The organism is Polaromonas sp. CG_9.5 (assembly GCF_035984465.1).
Classification (GTDB): Bacteria; Pseudomonadota; Gammaproteobacteria; order Burkholderiales; family Burkholderiaceae_C; genus Polaromonas.
The window spans coordinates 1-18,869 of sequence record NZ_JAXCHR010000020.1 but is presented as its reverse complement, the minus strand read 5'-3'; the positions used below and the strand labels follow the sequence as shown (position 1 = coordinate 18,869).

Below are 18,869 nucleotides of genomic sequence, written 5' to 3'. Positions count from 1 at the left end.
GGATTGAAATAATTGATAAACCAGTCGGCAAGGTTAGCAAGCTTTCCCCCGCTTTGGCTTGCGCCCGCAAAACCCCGGCGCCCCGCCGTCGATCCCGTGCGCGCTTGTCGGCTTTGCGCAGGCCGTAAACTGTGAAGCCCCTCTGGAGACACCGCATGAACGCCCCACTGCCTGACCACTTGTTGCCCGAAATTCTTCAGCGCGAAACGCCGCAAGCGCTGATTGATGCCCTCAAAACGCGTTTTGCCGAACGCTGCTCGACCGCCCTGGTGGTGCGCGAGCAGCACGGCCGCGACGAGTCGTCGTTCACCTCGCTGCCGCCGGCTGCGGTGGTGTTTGCCGAAAGCACGCAGGACGTGGCCGACGCGGTGACGCTGGCCAGCCAATTCAATGTGCCGGTGATTCCGTTTGGCGTCGGCACCTCGCTCGAAGGCCACCTGCTGGCGGTGCAAGGCGGCATCAGCATTGACGTGAGCCGCATGAACCGCGTGCTGGCCATCAACGCCGAAGACCTGACGGTGACCGTGCAGCCCGGCGTGACGCGCAAGCAGCTCAATGAAGAAGTCAAAAGCACGGGCCTGTTTTTCCCCATCGACCCCGGCGCGGACGCCACACTGGGCGGCATGAGCGCCACCCGCGCCAGCGGCACCAACGCCGTGCGCTACGGCACCATGCGCGAGAACGTGCTGGCGCTGGAAGTGGTCACGGCCAGCGGCCGCATCATTCGCACCGGCACGCGTGCCAAAAAGTCCTCCGCCGGCTACGACCTGACGCGCCTGATGGTCGGCAGCGAAGGCACGCTGGGCGTGATTACCGAAGTCACGGTCAAGCTGTACCCGCTGCCCGAAGCCATTTCAGCGGCGATCTGCTCGTTTCCCAGCATCGAAGCGGCGGTGCGCACGACCATCGAGATCATCCAGCTGGGTGTGCCGATTGCGCGCGTCGAGCTGATCGACGCCAACACCGTGCGCATGGTGAACGCGCACAGCAAGCTCGGTTTGCGCGAAGAAGCCATGCTGCTGATGGAGTTCCACGGCACGCCGAACAGCGTGAAAGAGCAGGCCGAACTGGTGCAGGAACTGGCCAGCGACCAGGGCGGAAACGCCTTTGAATGGGCCAGCACGCCCGAGGAACGCACCCGACTGTGGACGGCGCGGCACAACGCCTACTTTGCCGCCATCCAGAGCAAGCCCGGCTGCCGCGCGATTTCGACCGACACCTGCGTGCCGATTTCACGCCTGGCCGACTGCCTGCTGGAGTCGGTGGCCGAGGCCGATGCCAGCGGCATTCCCTACTTTCTGGTCGGCCATGTCGGCGACGGAAACTTCCACTTTGGCTACCTGATTGACCCCAACAAGCCCGAAGAACGCGAAACCGCCGAAGACCTGAACCACAAGCTGGTGACGCGCGCCCTGCGGCTGGAAGGCACCTGCACCGGCGAACACGGCATTGGACTGGGCAAGATCGACTTTTTACTCAGCGAGACCGGCGACGGCGCAGTCGACATGATGCGCACCATCAAGCGCGCACTCGACCCGAAAAACATCATGAATCCGGGCAAGATTTTTACGCTGTAAACCCGGCAGGGGGTGGCCGGATGCTTTACGGCGTGCCGGCTACGCTCCGGTCAGCGCCTGCCACCGGCTTGTCTGCCATGCCAAAGACGGCACTGACAGAACGCGTTTCAGGCAGCACATAAATCACCGCTGCCTGCTCGCCTAAAAACGGCTTGATCAGCGCGTCATAAAACGCCACAGGCACATTGACGCAGCCGTAAGAGATTCTGTTGTCGGCCACCGTCGGGGTGGCCAGCCGCTCAAGGCGGTGCTCGGCCTTGTTGCCAGAGCGGACGCGGTGCATGGAAACAGCCGCTTCATAGTCAATCCAGACAATGTCATCGCCCTGAAGATTGCGGCCCGCTTCGGACGCAAAACGCCCGGCCGGCGTGGTGCGTTCTTCCGGCCGGATTTGAGACATCTTGCGTTCGCCAATGCCGGGCACCGAGTCATCTCCCTCGGCCAGCCCCAGCAACACCGGCGACGAGCCGCGCAGCGTGCCCGCCGCATCGAAGACATGCACACTGGCAGACTTTTTGTCGATCAGGGCAAACGGTTGAGCGTGGTTATTGGCCGTCGCACGAATCCACGCGGCGAGCTGTTGCGCGTCTTGTCCCATGAGAACTTGAGGCGCTTTGGCAGCCTGAGTAGACGCAGCAGGGGCGGCAGCCGTCGCCGCGACAGGAAGGCAAAGCCAGGCCGCCAGCGCCACGCATGACCCGGTCACCGTGCGTGCGAACTGGCGTGAAAAAGGTGCAAATAGGATTTTCATGAACTTTAAAAAAACAACGTAACACGTCAGGATGAGCAATAGAGAAATGGTAAAGCATCGCGTTTAACTGTGTTTGACTGTGAAACTGCCCTATCAACAATAGGGAGACTTTCCTACGCGGGCAGTGGACTTGCTCTGAGCTGCCGGGTCCCTGGCTTTTTCTATAGTTGATTCAGGCCTGCAAACAAGCAGCTCATAAAAAACTTTTCCGCATCAGATCGTTAATTTCAAAAAGGAAACGCCATGAAAAATTACATCAAGTCAATTCCTCTGGCTGCAGTGCTGGCCTTGGCACTCGGCAGCGTTTCAGCGCAGACAGTCGCTCCCATGGGCGCTGCTTCCGCTGCAACCACCATCGGTGTCACGCCGCAAGAAGCCGCTACTGCCACGCAAAAAGCAGTGCCGCGCAGCGACACGGCTACTTTGGTAAGGACAGCGCCTTCAGCCAATGACAAGGCCCGTAGCACCGTGAACGACGTTGCCAATACCACCGTGGCACCCGTGCGTTCTACGGTAAACAACCGCCCCATGAAGACCGTGCGTCCTGCCCGTGCAGACCGCAACTAAGCGCGATTGAACCAGCACTTTTTTCTTCGAGTTTTAATTTCTAAAGGAGCTACTCATGACCAATACCACCCCTACTTACACCACCACCGACACCGTCACGACGTCTTCCACAGGCTCGGGCAATCTGGTGACGGGTCTGTTTCCTGATCGCGAAAGCGCAGAAGCTGCTTACAACGCTGCGCACTCGCGCGGCTACTCCAAAGACGACGTCAATCTGGTGATGTCTGACGCCACCCGTGAGCGCCACTTCGCCGGCACCACCGCAGGCAAGGAAACCGAGCTGGGCACCAAGGCCGCTGAAGGCGCCGGTATTGGCGCAGGCATTGGCGGCACGATTGGTGCCGTGATTGCCGGTATCGCAGCCGTAGGCACCACGCTGGCCCTGCCAGGCCTCGGACTGGTGATTGCAGGCCCGCTGGCAGCAGCGGCCGCCGGTGCAGGCGCGGGTGCAGCAGGCGGCGGCTTGTTGGGCGCACTGATCGGCTGGAACATGCCCGAAGAGCGTGTCAAGGAATACGAAGAAGGCATCAATAACGGCGGCATCCTGATGGGCGTGCGCACCAAAAATGATGAAGATGCACTGCACTTTGAAAACGAGTGGCGCCAGAACCGTGGCCAGCATGTTTACCGTTAAATAGCCATCGGTATCAACAGGCCGCCCTGTGCGGCCTGAACATGATGCAAAAAAGCGGCATGCCTCAAGGGCGTGCCGCTTTTTTTGCGCTTTTTTCAGTCGCTATGTGCGCGGTTTAAAAACCCGCACCCTGCCCTCTCAAGCCATTCGGCGCAAGCGTTCAATCAACCCGTTCAGCTCATCCATCGACGAAAACTGGATCGCCAGCTCGCCCGTTTCTTCACGTTTCCCGTTGCGCTTGACCTGCTTTTTAACGCGTACTTCCACCTCGGCCATCAGCAAGTCGGCCAGCTCTTCTTCCACACGACGCGTGTCGCTGCCTTTTTCAGGGCTGGCTTTATCGGGTTTCAGCGCAAATTCGGTACCCAGTTTCTTGACCAGGCTTTCGGCCTCGCGTACCGACAGTTTGCGCGCCGCAATCTGGTTGGCGGCAGTAATTTGCGTGGCCCGATCCAGTGCCAGCAAGGCCCGCGCGTGGCCCATGTCGAGGTCGCCGGCCATCAGCATGGTTTGCACCGGGTCGGCCAGGTTCAGCAAACGCAGCAGGTTGGACGCGGCGCTGCGCGAGCGGCCCACGGCCTGCGCAGCGAGTTCATGCGTCAGGCCGAATTCCTTCACCAGACGCTGCAGGCCTTGCGCTTCTTCAAGCGGGTTGAGGTCTTCGCGCTGGATGTTTTCAATCAGCGACATGGCCGCCGCCGACTCGTCTGGCACATCGCGGATCAGCACCGGCAGGCTGTCGAGTCCGGCCAGCCGGGCAGCCCTGAAACGCCGTTCGCCGGCAATGATTTCGTACTTGCCGTCGTTCGGGCCACTGCGCAGGCGGCGCACCAAAATCGGCTGCATGATGCCCTGCGCCTTGATGGATTCGGCCAGCTCATAGAGCGCCCCTTCGTCCATGCGGGTGCGCGGCTGGTACTGACCTGGCACCAGATCATCCAGCCGCAGCGACGCCGGCAGGCCGGGGCTGGTGGCCGTCGTCAAGGCATTCGCCGCCTCAGTTGAATCGTCCACCTTGGGGCCGAGCAGCACTTCGAGCCCACGGCCCAGACCTTTTTGTTTTTTGGTGACCATGAAGTTGTCTTGTCTTTCTTTAATCTGAAGAATCGGGGGCGCGGGCGTTAAAACGCATCGGCGGAAGTATCACCCATCAGCTGCAGCAACTGTTCATGCGCATCTGGCCAGTCGCCCAGGCCACTGTCGGCATTCAGGTGGCCGCGCGGTCCGACATCGATTACTTTGGTGCCCCACGCAGCAGCAAATTCTCGCGCGCGCTCAAGGCTGCAAAAAGGGTCGTTGCTGCTGGCAAACAGCCGCGTTTGAAACGGCAAGCGGCCCCGCGCCACTGGCGACCAGCTCGGCAGCAAGGCGCGCACATCGACCCGCTCGACATCGGGCGGGGCCACCAGCAATGCGCCCTTGACGCGGTGCGTATTGCGCGAATGCGCGGCCCAGGCCGCCACATGCTGGCAGCCCAGGCTGTGCGCCACCAGCACAGCCGGCGCGTCGCACGACAGCAGCACGTCTTCAAGCCGCGCAATCCAGTCGCCCCGCAGTGGCCGCATCCAGTCGTGCTGCTCAACCCGCGTGTAGCAGTGCGTGCGCTCCCAGCGGCTTTGCCAGTGCGCCGGCCCGCTGCCTTGCCAGCCGGGAAGAATCAGAACATTGCAGGGATTCATGCCTTAAATCGACTCTTTAAAAAGAAAATGCTGTCAGCACGCAATTCGCTATGCTTTTAATAGCTGCTTACGCCCGTGGACTGTGCGCAAGCAATGGATTTGACGCTTAAAAGACGTATTTCACGCCTTACATCACACGCCCGACCATTTCCCGGGCAAAAGCGACGAACGCTTGAGCGCCTTTGGAGTTGGGGTCAAAAATCACGCCGGGCAAACCGTAGCTTGGCGCTTCGGCCAGCCGCACGTTGCGCGGAATGACGGTGTTGAACACCTTTTCGCCAAAATGGCCTTTGAGCTGCTCACTGACTTGCTGCTGCAGCGTGATGCGCGGGTCGAACATGACGCGCAGCAAGCCGATGATCTGCAAGTCCTTGTTCAGGTTGGCGTGGACTTGCTTGATGGTGTTGACCAGATCGGTCACGCCTTCCAGCGCAAAGTATTCGCACTGCATGGGAACCACCACGCCATGCGCCGCACACAAGCCGTTCAACGTGAGCATCGACAGCGAGGGCGGGCAGTCGATCAGGATGAAGTCATAGTCCTTGTCCACCTTGGCCAGCGCCTTCTTGAGGCGCATTTCGCGCCGCTCCAGCGTGACCAGTTCGATCTCGGCGCCAGACAGTTCGCGGTTGGCGCCCAGCACGTCGTAGCCGCATTTTTCGCTACGTACGCGCACATCGACGATGGACGCCACTTCGAGCAGCACGTCATAGACCGTCATTTCAAGCTTGCGCTTGTCCACGCCCGAGCCCATGGTGGCATTGCCCTGCGGGTCCAGGTCGACCATCAGCACGCGCTGGCCGATCTGGGCCAGGCCGGCGGCCAGATTGACGGTGGTGGTGGTTTTGCCGACGCCGCCTTTTTGGTTGGCAATGCAGAATATTTTGGCCATAGCGTATTTTTGGTTTTGTTCCGTAGAAGGAAAAGAGAAATGCCTGAATCTTTTACCGGGAAAGCGCCAGCTTGATGCCAAACGCAACCAGGAACATGCCCGCTGCCTTTTCCAGCGTGGTTACTATTTTTGGATTGGCCCGCAAACGCTCGGCCAGTGTCCAGGTCAGCAGCACAGCCGTCAGGCCATAAAGAAAAGTTAGCACCGCAATGGTGGCGGCCATCACGCCAAAGGTTTTCAGCCCTTGGTGCTGTACTGGGTCGACGAACAGCGGGAAAAACGCCAGGTAGAACACGATGGCTTTGGGGTTAAGCAGCGTGATGAACAAGGCTTGGCGAAAATAGTGGTGCGGCTTGATCTGCAAAATAGGCGCAGCGCCAGGCTTGGCCAGCAGCATTTTTGTGCCCAGCCAGGCCAGGTAAATTGCACCCAACCACTGCACTGCATGAAAAGCGGCCGGATACGCCACCATGATGGCCGAAACACCCGCCACCGCTGCCCAGAGCAGCGACTGGTCGCCGGCAATCACGCCCAGCGTGGCACCCATGCCGCCCGCAATGCCGCCCTTGCTTGTCGAGGTGATCAGCGCCAGGTTGCCGGGGCCGGGAATAGCCAGAAAAACCAGGATGGCGATGACAAAAGCGCCATAGTCGGCAACACCCACAAACGATCCTGACATGGGATTTTTCCGGTAGTAGAAGAGGCTGAGTTTACGACACCGGTCGCAGCCACAGGATGCAGCGCTCGGCATCAAGGCTAGGGACTTTCAATTGTTCCACGTGAAACATTGCAATAGCGGGCGGCAATGCCTGAAGCTCATCCGCAGGATATTTACCCTTCATCGCCATCCAGACGCCTTGCGGTGCGAGCGCAGCAACAGACCAGTTGGTGAAGTCAACCAGCGACGCAAAAGCGCGAGAACAAATCACATCAAAAGTTTCAGTGATGCTTTCGACGCGGGCGTGCAAACCTGTGAGATTGGGCAACTTCAAGGCCAGCGCCGCCTGTTTGATAAAGGCGGCCTTCTTGGCCACGGTATCAACGCAGGTCACGGCAACCCGTGGGCAGCAGATCGCAATCACCACGCCCGGCAAACCGGCCCCCGAGCCGACATCCAGCAGACGACTGCCCTGCTCCAGACCAGCACTGTGCAAATGGCGCTGCAAGGCAGCAATAGCAGCCAGACTGTCGAGCAGGTGGTGCGTCATCATTTCAGCCGGGTCGCGCACAGAAGTCAGGTTGTAAACCTTCGTCCATTTGGCAATCATTGCCTGGTAAGCCAGCAACTGGTCAACCTGTTGTTCGCTCAAGTCCAATTGCAGCGCCTGCAACCCTGCTGTCAAGGTGCGGCGCAAATCGTGTTCGGTGCCGGCCATCAAAGTTCTGCCTGCTCGGTGGCTTTAAGGGGCGTTGTGTTTTTCCACAGGTTCTTTTTCAAATGCACCAACAGCAAAGAAATCGTGGCCGGCGTGATGCCCTGGATACGCGACGCCAGCCCGAGCGTTTCGGGTCGGTGCTTGGCCAGCGTTTGTCGCGCCTCAAAACTCAAGGCGGCGACCTGCAAGTAATCCAGATCAGCCGGAAGTTTCAAACTTTCGTAATGCGACGCACGTTCGACCTCGACTTTTTGCAAATCAATATAGCCAGCATATTTTGCGGTGATCTCGATTTGCTCGATCACGCTTTTGACCAGATCAGCAGGCAAGGCGGCTTCGTTCAATGTTTCACGTGAAACATCGGCTTCGCTGGTCGGAATTTCCGGGTTGGCATATTTGCCGTCGCTCAGCGACATTAAGCCGGCGTAGCTCACATCGGGGCGGCGCAGCAAATCAGCCAAGTTGTATTCGCGTTCAATGGCCTTGCCCAAAACCCGCTCGGCTTCGCTGACCGGCAGGTTGTTCGGGTTGATCCAGAGCGCGCGCAACCGCTGTGTTTCACGTGAAACAATATCGCGTTTGCGGTTGAAGGCGTCCCAGCGGGCGTCATCGACCAAGCCCAACTCGCGACCTTTTTCGGTCAGTCGCATGTCGGCGTTGTCTTCGCGCAGCATCAGCCGAAACTCGGCCCGGCTGGTAAACATGCGGTACGGCTCGGTCACGCCCTTGGTGATCAAGTCATCGACCAGCACGCCCAGATATGCTTCGTCGCGCTTGGGCAGCCAGGCTTCCTTGCCCTGGCATTGCAGCGCGGCGTTGATACCGGCGAACATGCCTTGCGCAGCGGCTTCTTCATAGCCCGTGGTGCCATTGATTTGGCCCGCAAAAAACAAGCCGCTAATGGCACGGGTTTCAAAGCTGGTTTTCAAGGCGCGCGGATCAAAGTAGTCGTATTCAATCGCGTAGCCGGGCCGCAGAATGTGGGCGTTTTCCATTCCCACCATCGAGCGCACCAGCGCGTACTGAATGTCAAACGGCAAGCTGGTTGAGATGCCGTTCGGGTAAATCTCGTGGGTCGTCAAGCCTTCCGGCTCCAGGAAAATCTGGTGGCTGTCCTTGTCGGCAAAACGGTTGATCTTGTCTTCGACGCTCGGGCAGTAACGCGGCCCCACGCCGTCAATCTTGCCGGTGAACATCGGGCTGCGGTCAAAACCCGAGCGAATGATGTCGTGCGTGCGTTCGTTGGTATGCGTGATCCAGCACGGCATCTGCTGCGGATGCGCAATCTGCCCGCCCATGAAGCTGAACACCGGCACCGGCCCTTTGGTGCCGCCCGGCATGCCGTCGCCCGGTTGCACACCGCATTTGCTGAAGTCAATCGAGCGGCCATCAATGCGCGGCGGCGTGCCGGTTTTCAGCCGGCCTTGCGGCAGCTTGAGTTCTTTCAGCCTGCTGCTGAGCGACACGGCGGGTGGGTCTCCAGCGCGGCCAGCGGCGTAGTTGCTCAGGCCGACATGAATTTTGCCGTCCAGAAATGTGCCCGCCGTCAGCACCACAGTGCGCGCGCGGAACTTGATGCCCACCTGCGTCACTGCGCCCACCACCCGGTCGCCCTCGACCATCAGGTCATCGACCGCCTGCTGGAACAGCCACAGATTAGGCTGGTTCTCGACCATGCGGCGAATCGCTGCCTTGTACAAAATCCGGTCGGCCTGGGCGCGGGTGGCGCGCACGGCGGGGCCTTTGCTCGAATTCAGGATGCGGAACTGGATGCCGCTTTCGTCGGTGGCCAGCGCCATCGCGCCGCCCATCGCATCGACTTCCTTCACCAGATGGCCCTTGCCAATGCCGCCTATCGACGGATTGCAGCTCATCTGGCCGAGCGTCTCAATGTTGTGGCTCAAGAGCAGCGTCTTGCAGCCCATGCGGGCGGCAGCCAGCGCGGCCTCGGTGCCGGCATGGCCGCCGCCCACCACGATCACGTCAAATTCCTGGGGGTAAAACATGTCAAGCCTCTATCAGTTCAGTTTTCAGGCCGGCGGCTGATGCCGTCAGGGCCTGCTTGGGATCAGCCGTCAGAAACCGGCGTACCTGCAAAATCCGGGTGGTTCCGATACGCAGTGCCTGCATGGCGCGCAGTCAAATGCAGGCCATCACGGCGCGGGTCAGTGCTTGCCTCTCGGGGTTGGTGGGGAGCACCTCAAAGTCAATGAAATCCTGCGCTGTCTCGCTCTACGGGTTGTGCCTATTTTATGGGCATTGCCTGTGCGCCTTGTCCTGCAGGGCTTTCATTTGCCACAACTCAAACAGCCTGAACACAAACGCGGAGCGGGGTTCACTGAGCGGGCGTTACTTGCCGCACCAGGCTTGGCAACTTGCGGCTCAGACTTTTCAAATCACTCCTTTTTTTATAGCGCCTTACGCCCATGCAGATTGCACAAAGGCCATTTTTTATCATTAAATGACACAGATCAAGGTTATCAACAGCCAGCGTCCGGAGTCGTGACATACTGATTTGCGTCAACTCCCGTGTCAGCCGGGCGTAGTCAAGCCAGTCCACACTGCATGTGGCCTATTTTTAAAACCCAGGAGATTTTCATGACCCGTGAAGTTGTAGTTGTCAGCGGTGTGCGCACCGCCATTGGAACCTTTGGCGGCAGCCTGAAAGACACGCCGCCCACCGAACTGGCCGCGCTGGTCGTGCGCGAGTCGCTGGCGCGCGCCGGTGTCGAGGGCAAGGATGTCGGCCATGTGGTGTTCGGCCATGTCGTCAACACGGAACCGAAAGACATGTACCTGTCGCGCGTGGCCGCCATCAACGGCGGCTGCGCCGAAGGCACGCCAGCGTTTAACGTCAACCGCCTGTGCGGCTCCGGCCTGCAAGCCATCATCTCGGCCAGCCAGTCCATCTTGCTGGGCGACACCGACATCGCCATTGGCGGCGGCGCTGAGAACATGAGCCGTGGCCCCTACGCCAGTTCGGCCATGCGTTTTGGTGCACGTTTGGGCGACACCAAGATGATCGACATGGTGGTCGGTGCGCTGCACGACCCGTTCCACACCATTCACATGGGCGTGACGGCTGAAAACATCGCTGCCAAATGGGGCATCACGCGCGAAGAGCAGGACGCACTGGCCGTTGAAAGCCACAACCGCGCCCAGCGCGCCGTGGAAGCCGGCCATTTCAAAGACCAGATCGTTCCGGTGATGCTGAAAAGCCGCAAGGGTGAAGTCGCCTACGACACGGACGAGCATTTCCGCCCCAACTGCTCGATGGCCGACATGGCCAAGCTCAAGCCGGTGTTCGTCAAAGAAAACGGTACCGTCACCGCCGGCAATGCGTCGGGCATCAACGACGCGGCTGCGGCCGTGGTGCTGATGGAAGCCGGCGCCGCCAAAGCGCGCGGCCTCAAACCGCTGGCCCGGCTGGTGGCCTACGCGCATGCCGGCGTAGACCCGAAGTACATGGGCATCGGCCCGGTGCCTGCCACGCAAATGGCGCTGAAAAAAGCCGGCCTCACCGTCAATGACCTGGACGTGATCGAAGCCAATGAAGCCTTCGCCGCCCAGGCCTGCGCCGTCAGCCGCGACCTCGGCCTCGACCCGGCCAAGGTCAATCCGAATGGCTCGGGCATCTCGCTGGGCCACCCGATTGGCGCCACCGGCGCGCTGATCACGGTCAAGGCGCTGCATGAACTCGAACGTATCCAGGGCCGCTACGCACTGGTGACGATGTGCATTGGCGGCGGCCAGGGCATTGCGGCGATTTTCGAGCGGATGTAAGCCATTGACGCCCCTGATCAGCCTGACGCTGGTCGGGGGCATTCACGGCAAGCCGCGCCATGCGCGTCGGCTTTCCAAGACAAATCTAGACCCGCAGTCGTCAGAAAAATTGCGCTGCATCAAGCCGGTAATGCACGCGCAAGCCTAGACTGTCAGGATGCACGTATCTGGCCGAAGTCGCCAGAGTTGCTTCAAGGAGACAAATTTTGCTGCCTGCCTACATCACCCACGCCGATTGCGCGCGCCACGAAATGGGCGCCCATCACCCCGAATGCCCCGAGCGCCTGGGCGCCATCAACGACATGCTGCTGGTCAAGGGCCTGCTCGACTACATGCATCCCTACGACGCGCCGCTGGCCACGCCAGAGCAGCTGTCGCACGCGCATTCCTCGCTGTATGTCAGCGAACTCATGGCCGCCTCGCCCACCGAGGGCTACCACAAGGTTGATCCCGATACCGACATGAATCCGTTCACCGTCACGGCCGCATTGCGCGCCGCCGGTGCGGTGGTGCTGGCCACCGACCTGGTCATGTCCGGCGAAGCGCCCAGCGCGTTTTGCTGCGTGCGCCCGCCCGGCCACCATGCGGAGCGCGACAAGGCGATGGGCTTTTGCTTTTTCAACAACGTCGCCGTCGGCATCCGCCATGCCTTTACCCGGCACGGCGTGCAGCGCGTGGCGCTGATCGACTTTGATGTCCACCACGGCAACGGCAGCGAAGATATTTTTCGCGGCGACGAACGGGTGCTGATGTGCTCGATTTTTGAGCTCGGCATTTACCCGTTCACCGGCGAAAACGCACAAGGCCCCAACATGGTCAACATCGGCCTGCCTTCGCGCTCGGGAAGTGACAAATTCCGCGAAGCCGTCAGCCAGCAATGGCTGCCTGCGCTGGAGGCCTTCAAGCCCGAAATGATCTATATCTCTGCCGGCTTCGACGCGCACCGCGAAGACGACATGGGCAACCTGGCACTGGTCGAGGCCGACTACGAGTGGGTCACCAAGCAGATCATGGCGGTGGCCGATCGCCACTGCAAAGGCCGGGTCATCTCGTGCCTCGAAGGCGGTTATGTCCTGAGCCCGCTGGCCCGCAGCGTTGCCGCGCATATCAAGGTGCTGATTGGCGCCGACTGAACACCATCATGGACAAACACTACCTCACCCCCCTTTTCGCCCCTCAATCCATCGTTGTCTTTGCCGGCCAGGTGGACGACCCCGACAGCCTGACGCCGCGCGCCAAGGTGCTGAATGACGCCTTGCGCGCGCAGCATTACACGGGTGTGCTGCGGTTTTTGGACATCAACACCACCGGCACACTGGCCGACCTGGCCCAAACAGGCGCTGACCTGGCCATCATTGCGCTGCCGCCGGCTGAAATTCCGGCTGCGCTTGAAATCGCCGGCCGCATGACCTGCCGCTCGGCGCTGGTAATTTCCAGCGGCATCAACGCTGACGATGCCGCCGAACTCAAGAAAATTGCGCGCCGTGAAGGCGTGTTCCTGTTAGGGCCGAACGGCCTGGGGCTGCAGCGCCCGCACTTGCAACTCAATGCCAGCGCCGCCGGGCCGATGGCCAAACCGGGTTCGCTGGCGCTGGTGTCGCAATCCGGCGCGCTGACGGCGGCCATCCTGGACTGGGCCAGCAAGAACGGCGTCGGTTTTTCCTCAGTCGTCTCGCTCGGCCCCAATACCTCGGTCGATATTGCGCAGGTGCTCGATTTTCTGGCCAATGACCGCCAAACCCAAAGCATAGTCGTCTACCTGGAAGGCATTTCCAACGCACGCCGCTTCATGAGCGCGCTGCGTTCAGCCGCCAATGCCAAGCCTGTCGTGGTGCTCAAGGCGGGTCGCCAGCCTGCCGGCAACGAAGCGGCGCAAACCCACAGCGGCGCCATCGTCGGCAGCGACGACGTGTTTGATGCCGCCTTGCGCCGGGCCGGTGCGGTGCGCGTGCGCTCGTTTGTCGCCCTGTTTTCAGCCGCCAAATGCCTGGCCTCGCGCTACCGGCCGGTGGGCAACCGGCTGGCCATCGTCACCAACGGCGGCGGGCCGGGCGTGCTGGCTGCCGACTGGGTCAATGAAATCGGCCTGGAGCTGGGCAAACTCTCGCCCGAATCGGTCAAATCCTTGAGCCCGCTGTTGAACACTCAAGCCTCACTGACAAACCTGATTGACTTGTCCGAAGAAGCCACCGCCGAGCATTACAAACTGGCCATTGAAACGGCCGGCAATGACCGGAAAATTGACGGCGTGCTGGCCATTTACTCGCCCAAGGAAGGCGTGAACGCCTCCGAAGTGGCGCAGGCGCTGGCCGAAGTCAAGCGCAGCATGGGCAAGCCGCTGCTGTCGTGCTGGATGGGCGACGCATCGGTCGTGGCAGGTCGTGGCATTCTGAGCGACGCGGCGATCCCCACCTTTCGCACACCCGAAGCGGCGGTCGGCGCGTTTGGCAACATTGCCTCGTTCTACCAAAACCAGCAACTGCTGCAGCAAACCCCGCCGCCGCTGTCCACGCTGGCCAAACCCGACATCGAAGGCGCGCGCCTGATCATTGAAAACGTGCTCGCCGAACGCCGCAAGGTGCTGACCGAAATGGAGTCCAAGACGCTGCTGTCGGCGTTTCATATTCCCGTCACCCAGACCATTTTGGCCCGCAGCGCGAACGAAGCCATGATGATCGCCACGCAGCTGGGATTTCCGGTGGCGCTGAAAATCGACTCGCCCGACATCAGCCACAAGTCCGATGTCGAAGGCGTGGCACTCAACATCCAGAACGCCACCGGCGTGCGCGATGCCTATGCCGAGATGATCCAGACCGTCGCCCGGCTCAAGCCGCAGGCCCGCATCAACGGCATCACCGTGCAGACCATGGCGCGCGCAAAGCGTGGCCGCGAAGTGTGCGTGGGCCTGGTCACCGACGAGCCGTTTGGCCCGGTGATTGCCTTCGGCGCCGGCGGCACCATGATCGAGCTGATCAACGACCGGGCGATGGAGTTGCCGCCGCTTAACCAGTTTTTGGCGCGGCACCTGATCGACCGCTCCCGCGTGGCTAAAACACTGGGCGACTGGCGCGGTGCGCCGGCCGTCAACAGGGATGCGCTGGAGCAGATTTTGCTGCGCGTGTCAGAAATGGTCTGCGAGCTGCCCCAGCTGCGCGAGATGGACATCAACCCGATCATTGTTGACGCCTCGGGCGCGGTGGCGGTCGATGCGCGCATCGTAATCGACCATTCACCGCAAGCGTCCAGCGGCCGGGCCAACAACTACAGCCATCTGTCCATCCTGCCCTATCCGGCGCGCTTTGAGCAGCTCTGGCCCCTGCGCGGCGGCGGCGAATACACGGTGCGCCCGATTCACCCTGACGACGCCAGCATGCTGCAGGAAATGATGCTGCACCTGTCGCCCGAGAGCCGCTATTTCCGCTTCATTTCGTCCATCGTCGAGCTGCCGCCCGCCATGCTGGCGCGCTTCACGCTGATCGACTACGACAAGGAAATGGCGCTGGTGGCCGTGTACCGCGAACGCAAGACCGGGCCAGAGGGCGACGTGATTGAAAAAGAACGCATCGTGGGCGTGTCGCGCTACATCACCAACCCGGATCAGTCGAGCTGCGAATTTGCGCTGGTGGTGGCCGACGACTTCAGCGGCAAAGGCCTGGGCTCGCGCCTGATGCTCAGCATCATGGACGTGGCGCGTGAAAAAGGCCTGTCCGAAATAGAAGGCCTGGTGCTGACGCAAAACCCCGGCATGCTCAAGCTCATGAAAAGCCTGGGTTTCACCGTCAAGCCGTTTGCAGAAGACCCGGATTTCAGGCTGGTGACGCACACGCTGTAAAAAGCGTGTGCGCCGACGGCATCGCTCGTCAGGCACAGCACTGCAAATTGCTATTTATTTTATAGCTGCTTGCGCTTGTACTGATTGCGCTAGAAGCACTTTTTACTCATAAACATCAATCACTGCCACTTCCAAATGTGGACGGTCGTGCCGGACAAGCCGAAGGCCCTCAGAAGCGATAAGCCAGCACGGCAGTGGTTTCCAGATGGCGCTGCACGAAGCGCGGTTGAAAGGCAGCTCCGACGGTCACGCCGTTGCGCGTAAGGGCTTCGGGTGTGCCTGCGCTGGTTTGCTCACGCCGATACGCCACACCGGCCTGCCACGACCAACCGGGCCGGACTGATTCGCCGCCGTCCAGCTGCAAACGCAAGGCCAACAAGCGGCTTGATCCGAGTGCCAGCGTCACCACATCAGCACGCGGCAAAGCAACCCTTACACGACCGCCTGGCCCGCCACCGAGCCAGCCAGAAGCCGTGAGGCGCAAACCTTCTGCCAGCGCCGTCTGGTAACGCGCACCCAGTGCGGCCTGCAGGTAGTCAAACCGCTCCGGGTAACCCAGCACGCTGCCGGTACTGGCGATATTGCGGTCAAGCTGTCGGTAGTCCAGTTGCGAGCCCACAGCCCAGCCCTCGCCCAAAGGCAGCCAGGCGGCAATGGTGATGGCCTGCGCGCGCAGCTGGCTGTTCGTTTGCAAGGGCTGCTGCGTGGTAGTCATGCCGTCATACGCGCGCTCGCCTTGGCTACGCGTCCATTGCGCTGACCAGTCCACGTCGCTACAACGTCCGGAAACCTGCAAACCCGCAAGCACCAACGTTCCGCGCTCGCGTACAAGAGACTTTCCCTGCGCGTCAAACTCTTCCCATTGGCTGCGCTCCACACCAGCCAGAGCGCCCAAGACAGGAGAGTCGCAAGCCGTGGCCGCTGCAGCACCGGACATTGACAGGCCTGCCAGCAGCTCAAGCACCCTCAAAATTCGCGAGTGCCTGAAAGTGCCTGATAAAACAGGCATCAAAGCATTTCGTTCCAGCGTTTATTGGTGGACAACTCGTAGCTTCCGTTGCCATCTGCATCGAGTTCAATGGTGAGCATGGTGGCGCTGGTGGCCGTGATGCGGACTTTGCTGCCAGCGGCTCCGGTGATGATGAACTGACCACTTGCAGGGTATGCCTGAGTGCCTGCCCTGACAAAAGAAACCGGCGTAGTGATATCGATGGACTTGGACTCAAAGGCGGTGCTGCTCAGCGTTCCGCTCACTGTGCTGGTAGAGGTTGCGCCAGTGCCTCCGGGACGCACAACAACGGAAGTTTTATAGTTTGTGAGTGCTCTGCTATAGCTTGCATTGTTATAGGTGGCGGCGACTGCAAAGCTGGAAGTGCTAAATCCCAGTGACTGGTCGTTTACTGCACGCGCGCTGAGAGCTAGGACAAGGTTGCCGTTGCCGACCGAGCGAACCGTTGAAGATTTGGCAGCCAGCTCAGTAAACAGGAGGCTAACGGAAAGGCTATAGGGAAATTCGCCCGGCTCACCTGTAATGCTGTTGACCGTTAACGCCAACTGCCCATTCAATGATTGGCCTTCAAATACACAGTTCGCTGCGGTCAGAGTGGCGGAATCGCCCGCGTCAACTTTGCGGTTCCCGTTCATATCGGTTTCCGTAATCGTGAGGCTGCCGCCGCCAGCGCAGGCTTCCGTCTGCGTTTGTACCGCCCCTACAGCTTGAACAAGCGAATTGGAAAACCAGCGCGTGAGCTTGGGAAGCTGATCTTGACCGAAGCGGATCAGTACGTCCGAATCACTGACCTGCGCGCCTGTGGCAAGGTCTGCCGCAGTAGCCAGATAGGCAGACGAGGACAGTGTTTCCTGAGCAACCGCCAAGTAATTGGCCGATGTCAGGGTGGCCTGGACTGCAACGGGAGCAGATGGTCCTGCGTCATTAGAAGGTGAGTTGTTATCACTGCCTCCGCCGCAAGCAGCAAGAATGACAGAGGAAGCTACAAGAGTCAGGGCAAAACGCATACAGATATTTCTTTTTATTACAAAATGAAATATTACTAGGTTTAACTTACATAATTATTGCTATTTCAGCATATGGAACTTGAAACGCAGATTCAACGCTACGTTCGCCTTACAGCAGCTTCATCCGCCGGGCGGCATCACGCAGTTCGCTGCGAAAGTCCGGGTGCGCAATAGCGATCAAGGCTTCGCAGCGCTGGCGGGCGGTTTTGCCGCGCAACTGCGCCACGCCGTATTCGGTCACCACGTAGTTGATGTCGTTCTTGCTGGTGCTGACATGCGTGCCGGGCGACAGCACCGGCACGATGCGCGAGATGGTGTCGTTCTTGGCGGTTGAGGGCAGCACAATGAAGGCTTTGCCGCCGTTCGAGCGGTTCGCCGAGCGCACGAAGTCGGTCTGACCGCCGGTACCGGAATAAGGTGAGGAGCCCAGGCTTTCCGAGCCGCACTGACCCATGAAGTCGATCTGCATCGTCGCATTGATGGCGTGCAGATTGTCGTTCTGGCCGGCCAGATACGGGTCGTTGGTGAAATCGACCGGGTGCATTTCCAGCCCCGGATTACGGTGCAAAAAGTCATACAGCTTTTTCGAGCCCAGGGCAAAAGTCGCCACCATCTTCCCAGGCAGGTAATTTTTCCTGCGGTTGGTCACCACGCCGGCTTCGACCAGCGTCATGATGCCGTCGCCGATCATCTCGGTGTGCACGCCCAGGTCGTGCTTGCCGGTCAGCTGCATCACCACCGCGTCCGGAATGCCGCCGTAGCCGATTTGCAGCGTCGCGCCGTCCGGGATCATGTCGGCGACGTACTTGCCGATGGCTTCTTGCACCGGGCCAATCTTGGGCAGCCCGACTTCCATCAATGCGTCGTCGCTTTCCGTCAGCGCGGCGATCTCCGAGATATGGATGTGGCAGTTGCCGTTGGCAAACGGCACGTTCGGATTGACCTCCAGCACCACAGCCCGGGCGTTTTTAAGCGCCGCCATCGTGTAGTCAGCGGCCAGCGAGAGCGAGAAAAAGCCGTGCTCGTCCATTGGCGAGGCCATGGAAAACACCACGTCAGAGGCAATCAGCCGACGCCTCAGCAAATCCGGAAGTTCTGAAAAGTGCGCCGGAATAAAGTCGATCCAGCCCGCCTGGCCGCCGGCGCGTGAAACGCCGCTGAAAAAATAAGCTGTGTGCCGGACATGCCCGGCGGTTTCCGGGTCGAAATAGCCATACTTGCGAACCGGCAGGATCTGCGCCACCTGAACCCCCTGGAAATCGCGCTTGGCCTCAGAGAGCGCCGTCAGCAGCGCAGGCGGCTCGCCCACCGCCGTAGGAACCACGATGGTGTCCCCGTTCATGACGACACGAATGGCGTCAAGGGCGGAAAGGCGTTTTTGCTGGTACTGGATTTGAAAGGACACGGCGTCTCTCTTTTTTAACGGCTTGAATAATTTTTGATGATGACACACCCAGCATGTCAGCATGCTGACACGCAGGTGTCCGTTTCAGCCACTGCCGCACTGCGGACGGGCGGCACGGGCGCGCACCCGACGGCCTCATCACGACCGGGCAGGCACGCTGCAAAAAAGTGGTGCCGCGCGCCAGAGTCCAAGCTGGACTGAAGCCGCTCGCCGCAGCGGCGCTTTTTAACCAGTTTTCAAGCCAAACAGGGCTGTTGCGCAAGGCGGACTCAAATCTGAAGTGCAACACCTTTATTCAACTAAGGTGTGAAGATGAAAAAACTCCAGCAGTATCAGCAACTTCAGCTGCAAGAACGC

17 protein-coding genes are annotated in these 18,869 nt (G+C 60.2%); 7 read left to right on the top strand and 10 right to left on the bottom strand.

All coding sequences use genetic code 11. The features are described from left to right. Nucleotides 1–155: 155 nt before the first annotated feature. A complete protein-coding gene (locus RCH06_RS14215; RefSeq protein ID WP_327082124.1) occupies nucleotides 156–1,577 on the top strand; it encodes an FAD-binding oxidoreductase in 1,422 nt (473 codons plus the stop codon). A gap of 25 nt (nucleotides 1,578–1,602) precedes the next feature. On the opposite strand, the gene RCH06_RS14210 is transcribed toward RCH06_RS14215, so the two are convergent. Then, nucleotides 1,603–2,328: a L,D-transpeptidase gene (locus RCH06_RS14210; RefSeq protein WP_327082123.1), complete on the bottom strand. Its 726-nt coding sequence runs from the start codon at nucleotides 2,326–2,328 to the stop codon at nucleotides 1,603–1,605. 243 nt (nucleotides 2,329–2,571) lie between these two features. Between RCH06_RS14210 and RCH06_RS14205 the strand changes: the two genes are divergently transcribed. After that, nucleotides 2,572–2,895, top strand: a complete 324-nt coding sequence (locus RCH06_RS14205; protein WP_327082122.1) for a hypothetical protein — start codon at nucleotides 2,572–2,574, stop codon at nucleotides 2,893–2,895. Nucleotides 2,896–2,950: 55 nt separating this feature from the next. Beyond that, the gene (locus tag RCH06_RS14200) at nucleotides 2,951–3,529 is read left to right on the top strand and encodes a hypothetical protein (RefSeq protein WP_327082121.1); all 579 of its coding nucleotides are present in this window, start codon (nucleotides 2,951–2,953) and stop codon (nucleotides 3,527–3,529) included. Nucleotides 3,530–3,667: 138 nt separating this feature from the next. On the opposite strand, the gene RCH06_RS14195 is transcribed toward RCH06_RS14200, so the two are convergent. From RCH06_RS14195 to mnmG, 6 genes are all read right to left on the bottom strand, one after another. Next, entirely contained in the window at nucleotides 3,668–4,603 is a 936-nt protein-coding gene (locus RCH06_RS14195) for a ParB/RepB/Spo0J family partition protein (protein WP_327082120.1), read from the bottom strand. A gap of 47 nt (nucleotides 4,604–4,650) precedes the next feature. Then, complete coding sequence (locus tag RCH06_RS14190) at nucleotides 4,651–5,208, bottom strand: RBBP9/YdeN family alpha/beta hydrolase (protein ID WP_327082119.1); 558 nt, start codon at nucleotides 5,206–5,208, stop codon at nucleotides 4,651–4,653. Nucleotides 5,209–5,335: 127 nt separating this feature from the next. Beyond that, a complete protein-coding gene (locus RCH06_RS14185) occupies nucleotides 5,336–6,100 on the bottom strand; it encodes a ParA family protein (RefSeq protein ID WP_327082118.1) in 765 nt (254 codons plus the stop codon). 52 nt (nucleotides 6,101–6,152) lie between these two features. Beyond that, entirely contained in the window at nucleotides 6,153–6,779 is a 627-nt protein-coding gene (locus tag RCH06_RS14180) for a LysE family translocator (protein WP_327082117.1), read from the bottom strand. Nucleotides 6,780–6,810: 31 nt separating this feature from the next. Next, nucleotides 6,811–7,476, bottom strand: a complete 666-nt coding sequence (gene rsmG / locus RCH06_RS14175) for a 16S rRNA (guanine(527)-N(7))-methyltransferase RsmG (protein ID WP_327082116.1) — start codon at nucleotides 7,474–7,476, stop codon at nucleotides 6,811–6,813. After that, on the bottom strand, nucleotides 7,476–9,482 hold the full coding sequence (gene mnmG / locus RCH06_RS14170; RefSeq protein WP_327082115.1) for a tRNA uridine-5-carboxymethylaminomethyl(34) synthesis enzyme MnmG: 2,007 nt from the start codon (nucleotides 9,480–9,482) through the stop codon (nucleotides 7,476–7,478). The genes rsmG and mnmG overlap by 1 nt, the downstream gene beginning before the upstream one ends. Nucleotides 9,483–10,074: 592 nt before the next feature. Here mnmG and bktB point away from each other — a divergent pair. From bktB to RCH06_RS14155, 3 genes are all read left to right on the top strand, one after another. Further along, entirely contained in the window at nucleotides 10,075–11,259 is a 1,185-nt protein-coding gene (gene bktB / locus RCH06_RS14165; RefSeq protein ID WP_327082114.1) for a beta-ketothiolase BktB, read from the top strand. A 206-nt stretch (nucleotides 11,260–11,465) separates the two neighbouring features. Next, on the top strand, nucleotides 11,466–12,392 hold the full coding sequence (locus RCH06_RS14160; protein WP_327082113.1) for a histone deacetylase family protein: 927 nt from the start codon (nucleotides 11,466–11,468) through the stop codon (nucleotides 12,390–12,392). A gap of 8 nt (nucleotides 12,393–12,400) precedes the next feature. After that, nucleotides 12,401–15,091, top strand: coding sequence for a bifunctional acetate--CoA ligase family protein/GNAT family N-acetyltransferase (locus RCH06_RS14155; RefSeq protein ID WP_327082112.1), 2,691 nt, complete (start codon nucleotides 12,401–12,403; stop codon nucleotides 15,089–15,091). A 169-nt stretch (nucleotides 15,092–15,260) separates the two neighbouring features. Here the strand turns inward: RCH06_RS14155 and RCH06_RS14150 are convergent, their stop codons facing one another. From RCH06_RS14150 to RCH06_RS14140, 3 genes are all read right to left on the bottom strand, one after another. Further along, a complete protein-coding gene (locus tag RCH06_RS14150) occupies nucleotides 15,261–16,100 on the bottom strand; it encodes a hypothetical protein (protein WP_327082111.1) in 840 nt (279 codons plus the stop codon). Beyond that, a complete protein-coding gene (locus tag RCH06_RS14145) occupies nucleotides 16,100–17,107 on the bottom strand; it encodes a hypothetical protein (protein ID WP_327082110.1) in 1,008 nt (335 codons plus the stop codon). Before RCH06_RS14145 ends, RCH06_RS14150 begins: the two co-directional genes overlap by 1 nt. Before the next feature lie 109 nt (nucleotides 17,108–17,216). Continuing rightward, nucleotides 17,217–18,512, bottom strand: coding sequence for an acetyl-CoA hydrolase/transferase family protein (locus tag RCH06_RS14140; RefSeq protein ID WP_327082109.1), 1,296 nt, complete (start codon nucleotides 18,510–18,512; stop codon nucleotides 17,217–17,219). A 167-nt stretch (nucleotides 18,513–18,679) separates the two neighbouring features. Here RCH06_RS14140 and RCH06_RS14135 point away from each other — a divergent pair. Then, the coding region (locus RCH06_RS14135) for a hypothetical protein (RefSeq protein WP_327082108.1) at nucleotides 18,680–18,869 on the top strand (190 nt) is incomplete at its 3' end.

Bases quoted from the DNA above. Each gene is read 5' to 3' on its own strand.
- RCH06_RS14215 (WP_327082124.1), top strand. From the start codon at position 156: ATGAACGCCCCACTGCCTGACCACTTGTTGCCCGAAATTCTTCAGCGC.
- RCH06_RS14210 (WP_327082123.1), bottom strand. From the start codon at position 2,328: ATGAAAATCCTATTTGCACCTTTTTCACGCCAGTTCGCACGCACGGTG.
- RCH06_RS14205 (WP_327082122.1), top strand. From the start codon at position 2,572: ATGAAAAATTACATCAAGTCAATTCCTCTGGCTGCAGTGCTGGCCTTG.
- RCH06_RS14200 (WP_327082121.1), top strand. From the start codon at position 2,951: ATGACCAATACCACCCCTACTTACACCACCACCGACACCGTCACGACG.
- RCH06_RS14195 (WP_327082120.1), bottom strand. From the start codon at position 4,603: ATGGTCACCAAAAAACAAAAAGGTCTGGGCCGTGGGCTCGAAGTGCTG.
- RCH06_RS14190 (WP_327082119.1), bottom strand. From the start codon at position 5,208: ATGAATCCCTGCAATGTTCTGATTCTTCCCGGCTGGCAAGGCAGCGGG.
- RCH06_RS14185 (WP_327082118.1), bottom strand. From the start codon at position 6,100: ATGGCCAAAATATTCTGCATTGCCAACCAAAAAGGCGGCGTCGGCAAA.
- RCH06_RS14180 (WP_327082117.1), bottom strand. From the start codon at position 6,779: ATGTCAGGATCGTTTGTGGGTGTTGCCGACTATGGCGCTTTTGTCATC.
- rsmG (WP_327082116.1), bottom strand. From the start codon at position 7,476: ATGGCCGGCACCGAACACGATTTGCGCCGCACCTTGACAGCAGGGTTG.
- mnmG (WP_327082115.1), bottom strand. From the start codon at position 9,482: ATGTTTTACCCCCAGGAATTTGACGTGATCGTGGTGGGCGGCGGCCAT.
- bktB (WP_327082114.1), top strand. From the start codon at position 10,075: ATGACCCGTGAAGTTGTAGTTGTCAGCGGTGTGCGCACCGCCATTGGA.
- RCH06_RS14155 (WP_327082112.1), top strand. From the start codon at position 12,401: ATGGACAAACACTACCTCACCCCCCTTTTCGCCCCTCAATCCATCGTT.
- RCH06_RS14150 (WP_327082111.1), bottom strand. From the start codon at position 16,100: ATGCCTGTTTTATCAGGCACTTTCAGGCACTCGCGAATTTTGAGGGTG.
- RCH06_RS14145 (WP_327082110.1), bottom strand. From the start codon at position 17,107: ATGCGTTTTGCCCTGACTCTTGTAGCTTCCTCTGTCATTCTTGCTGCT.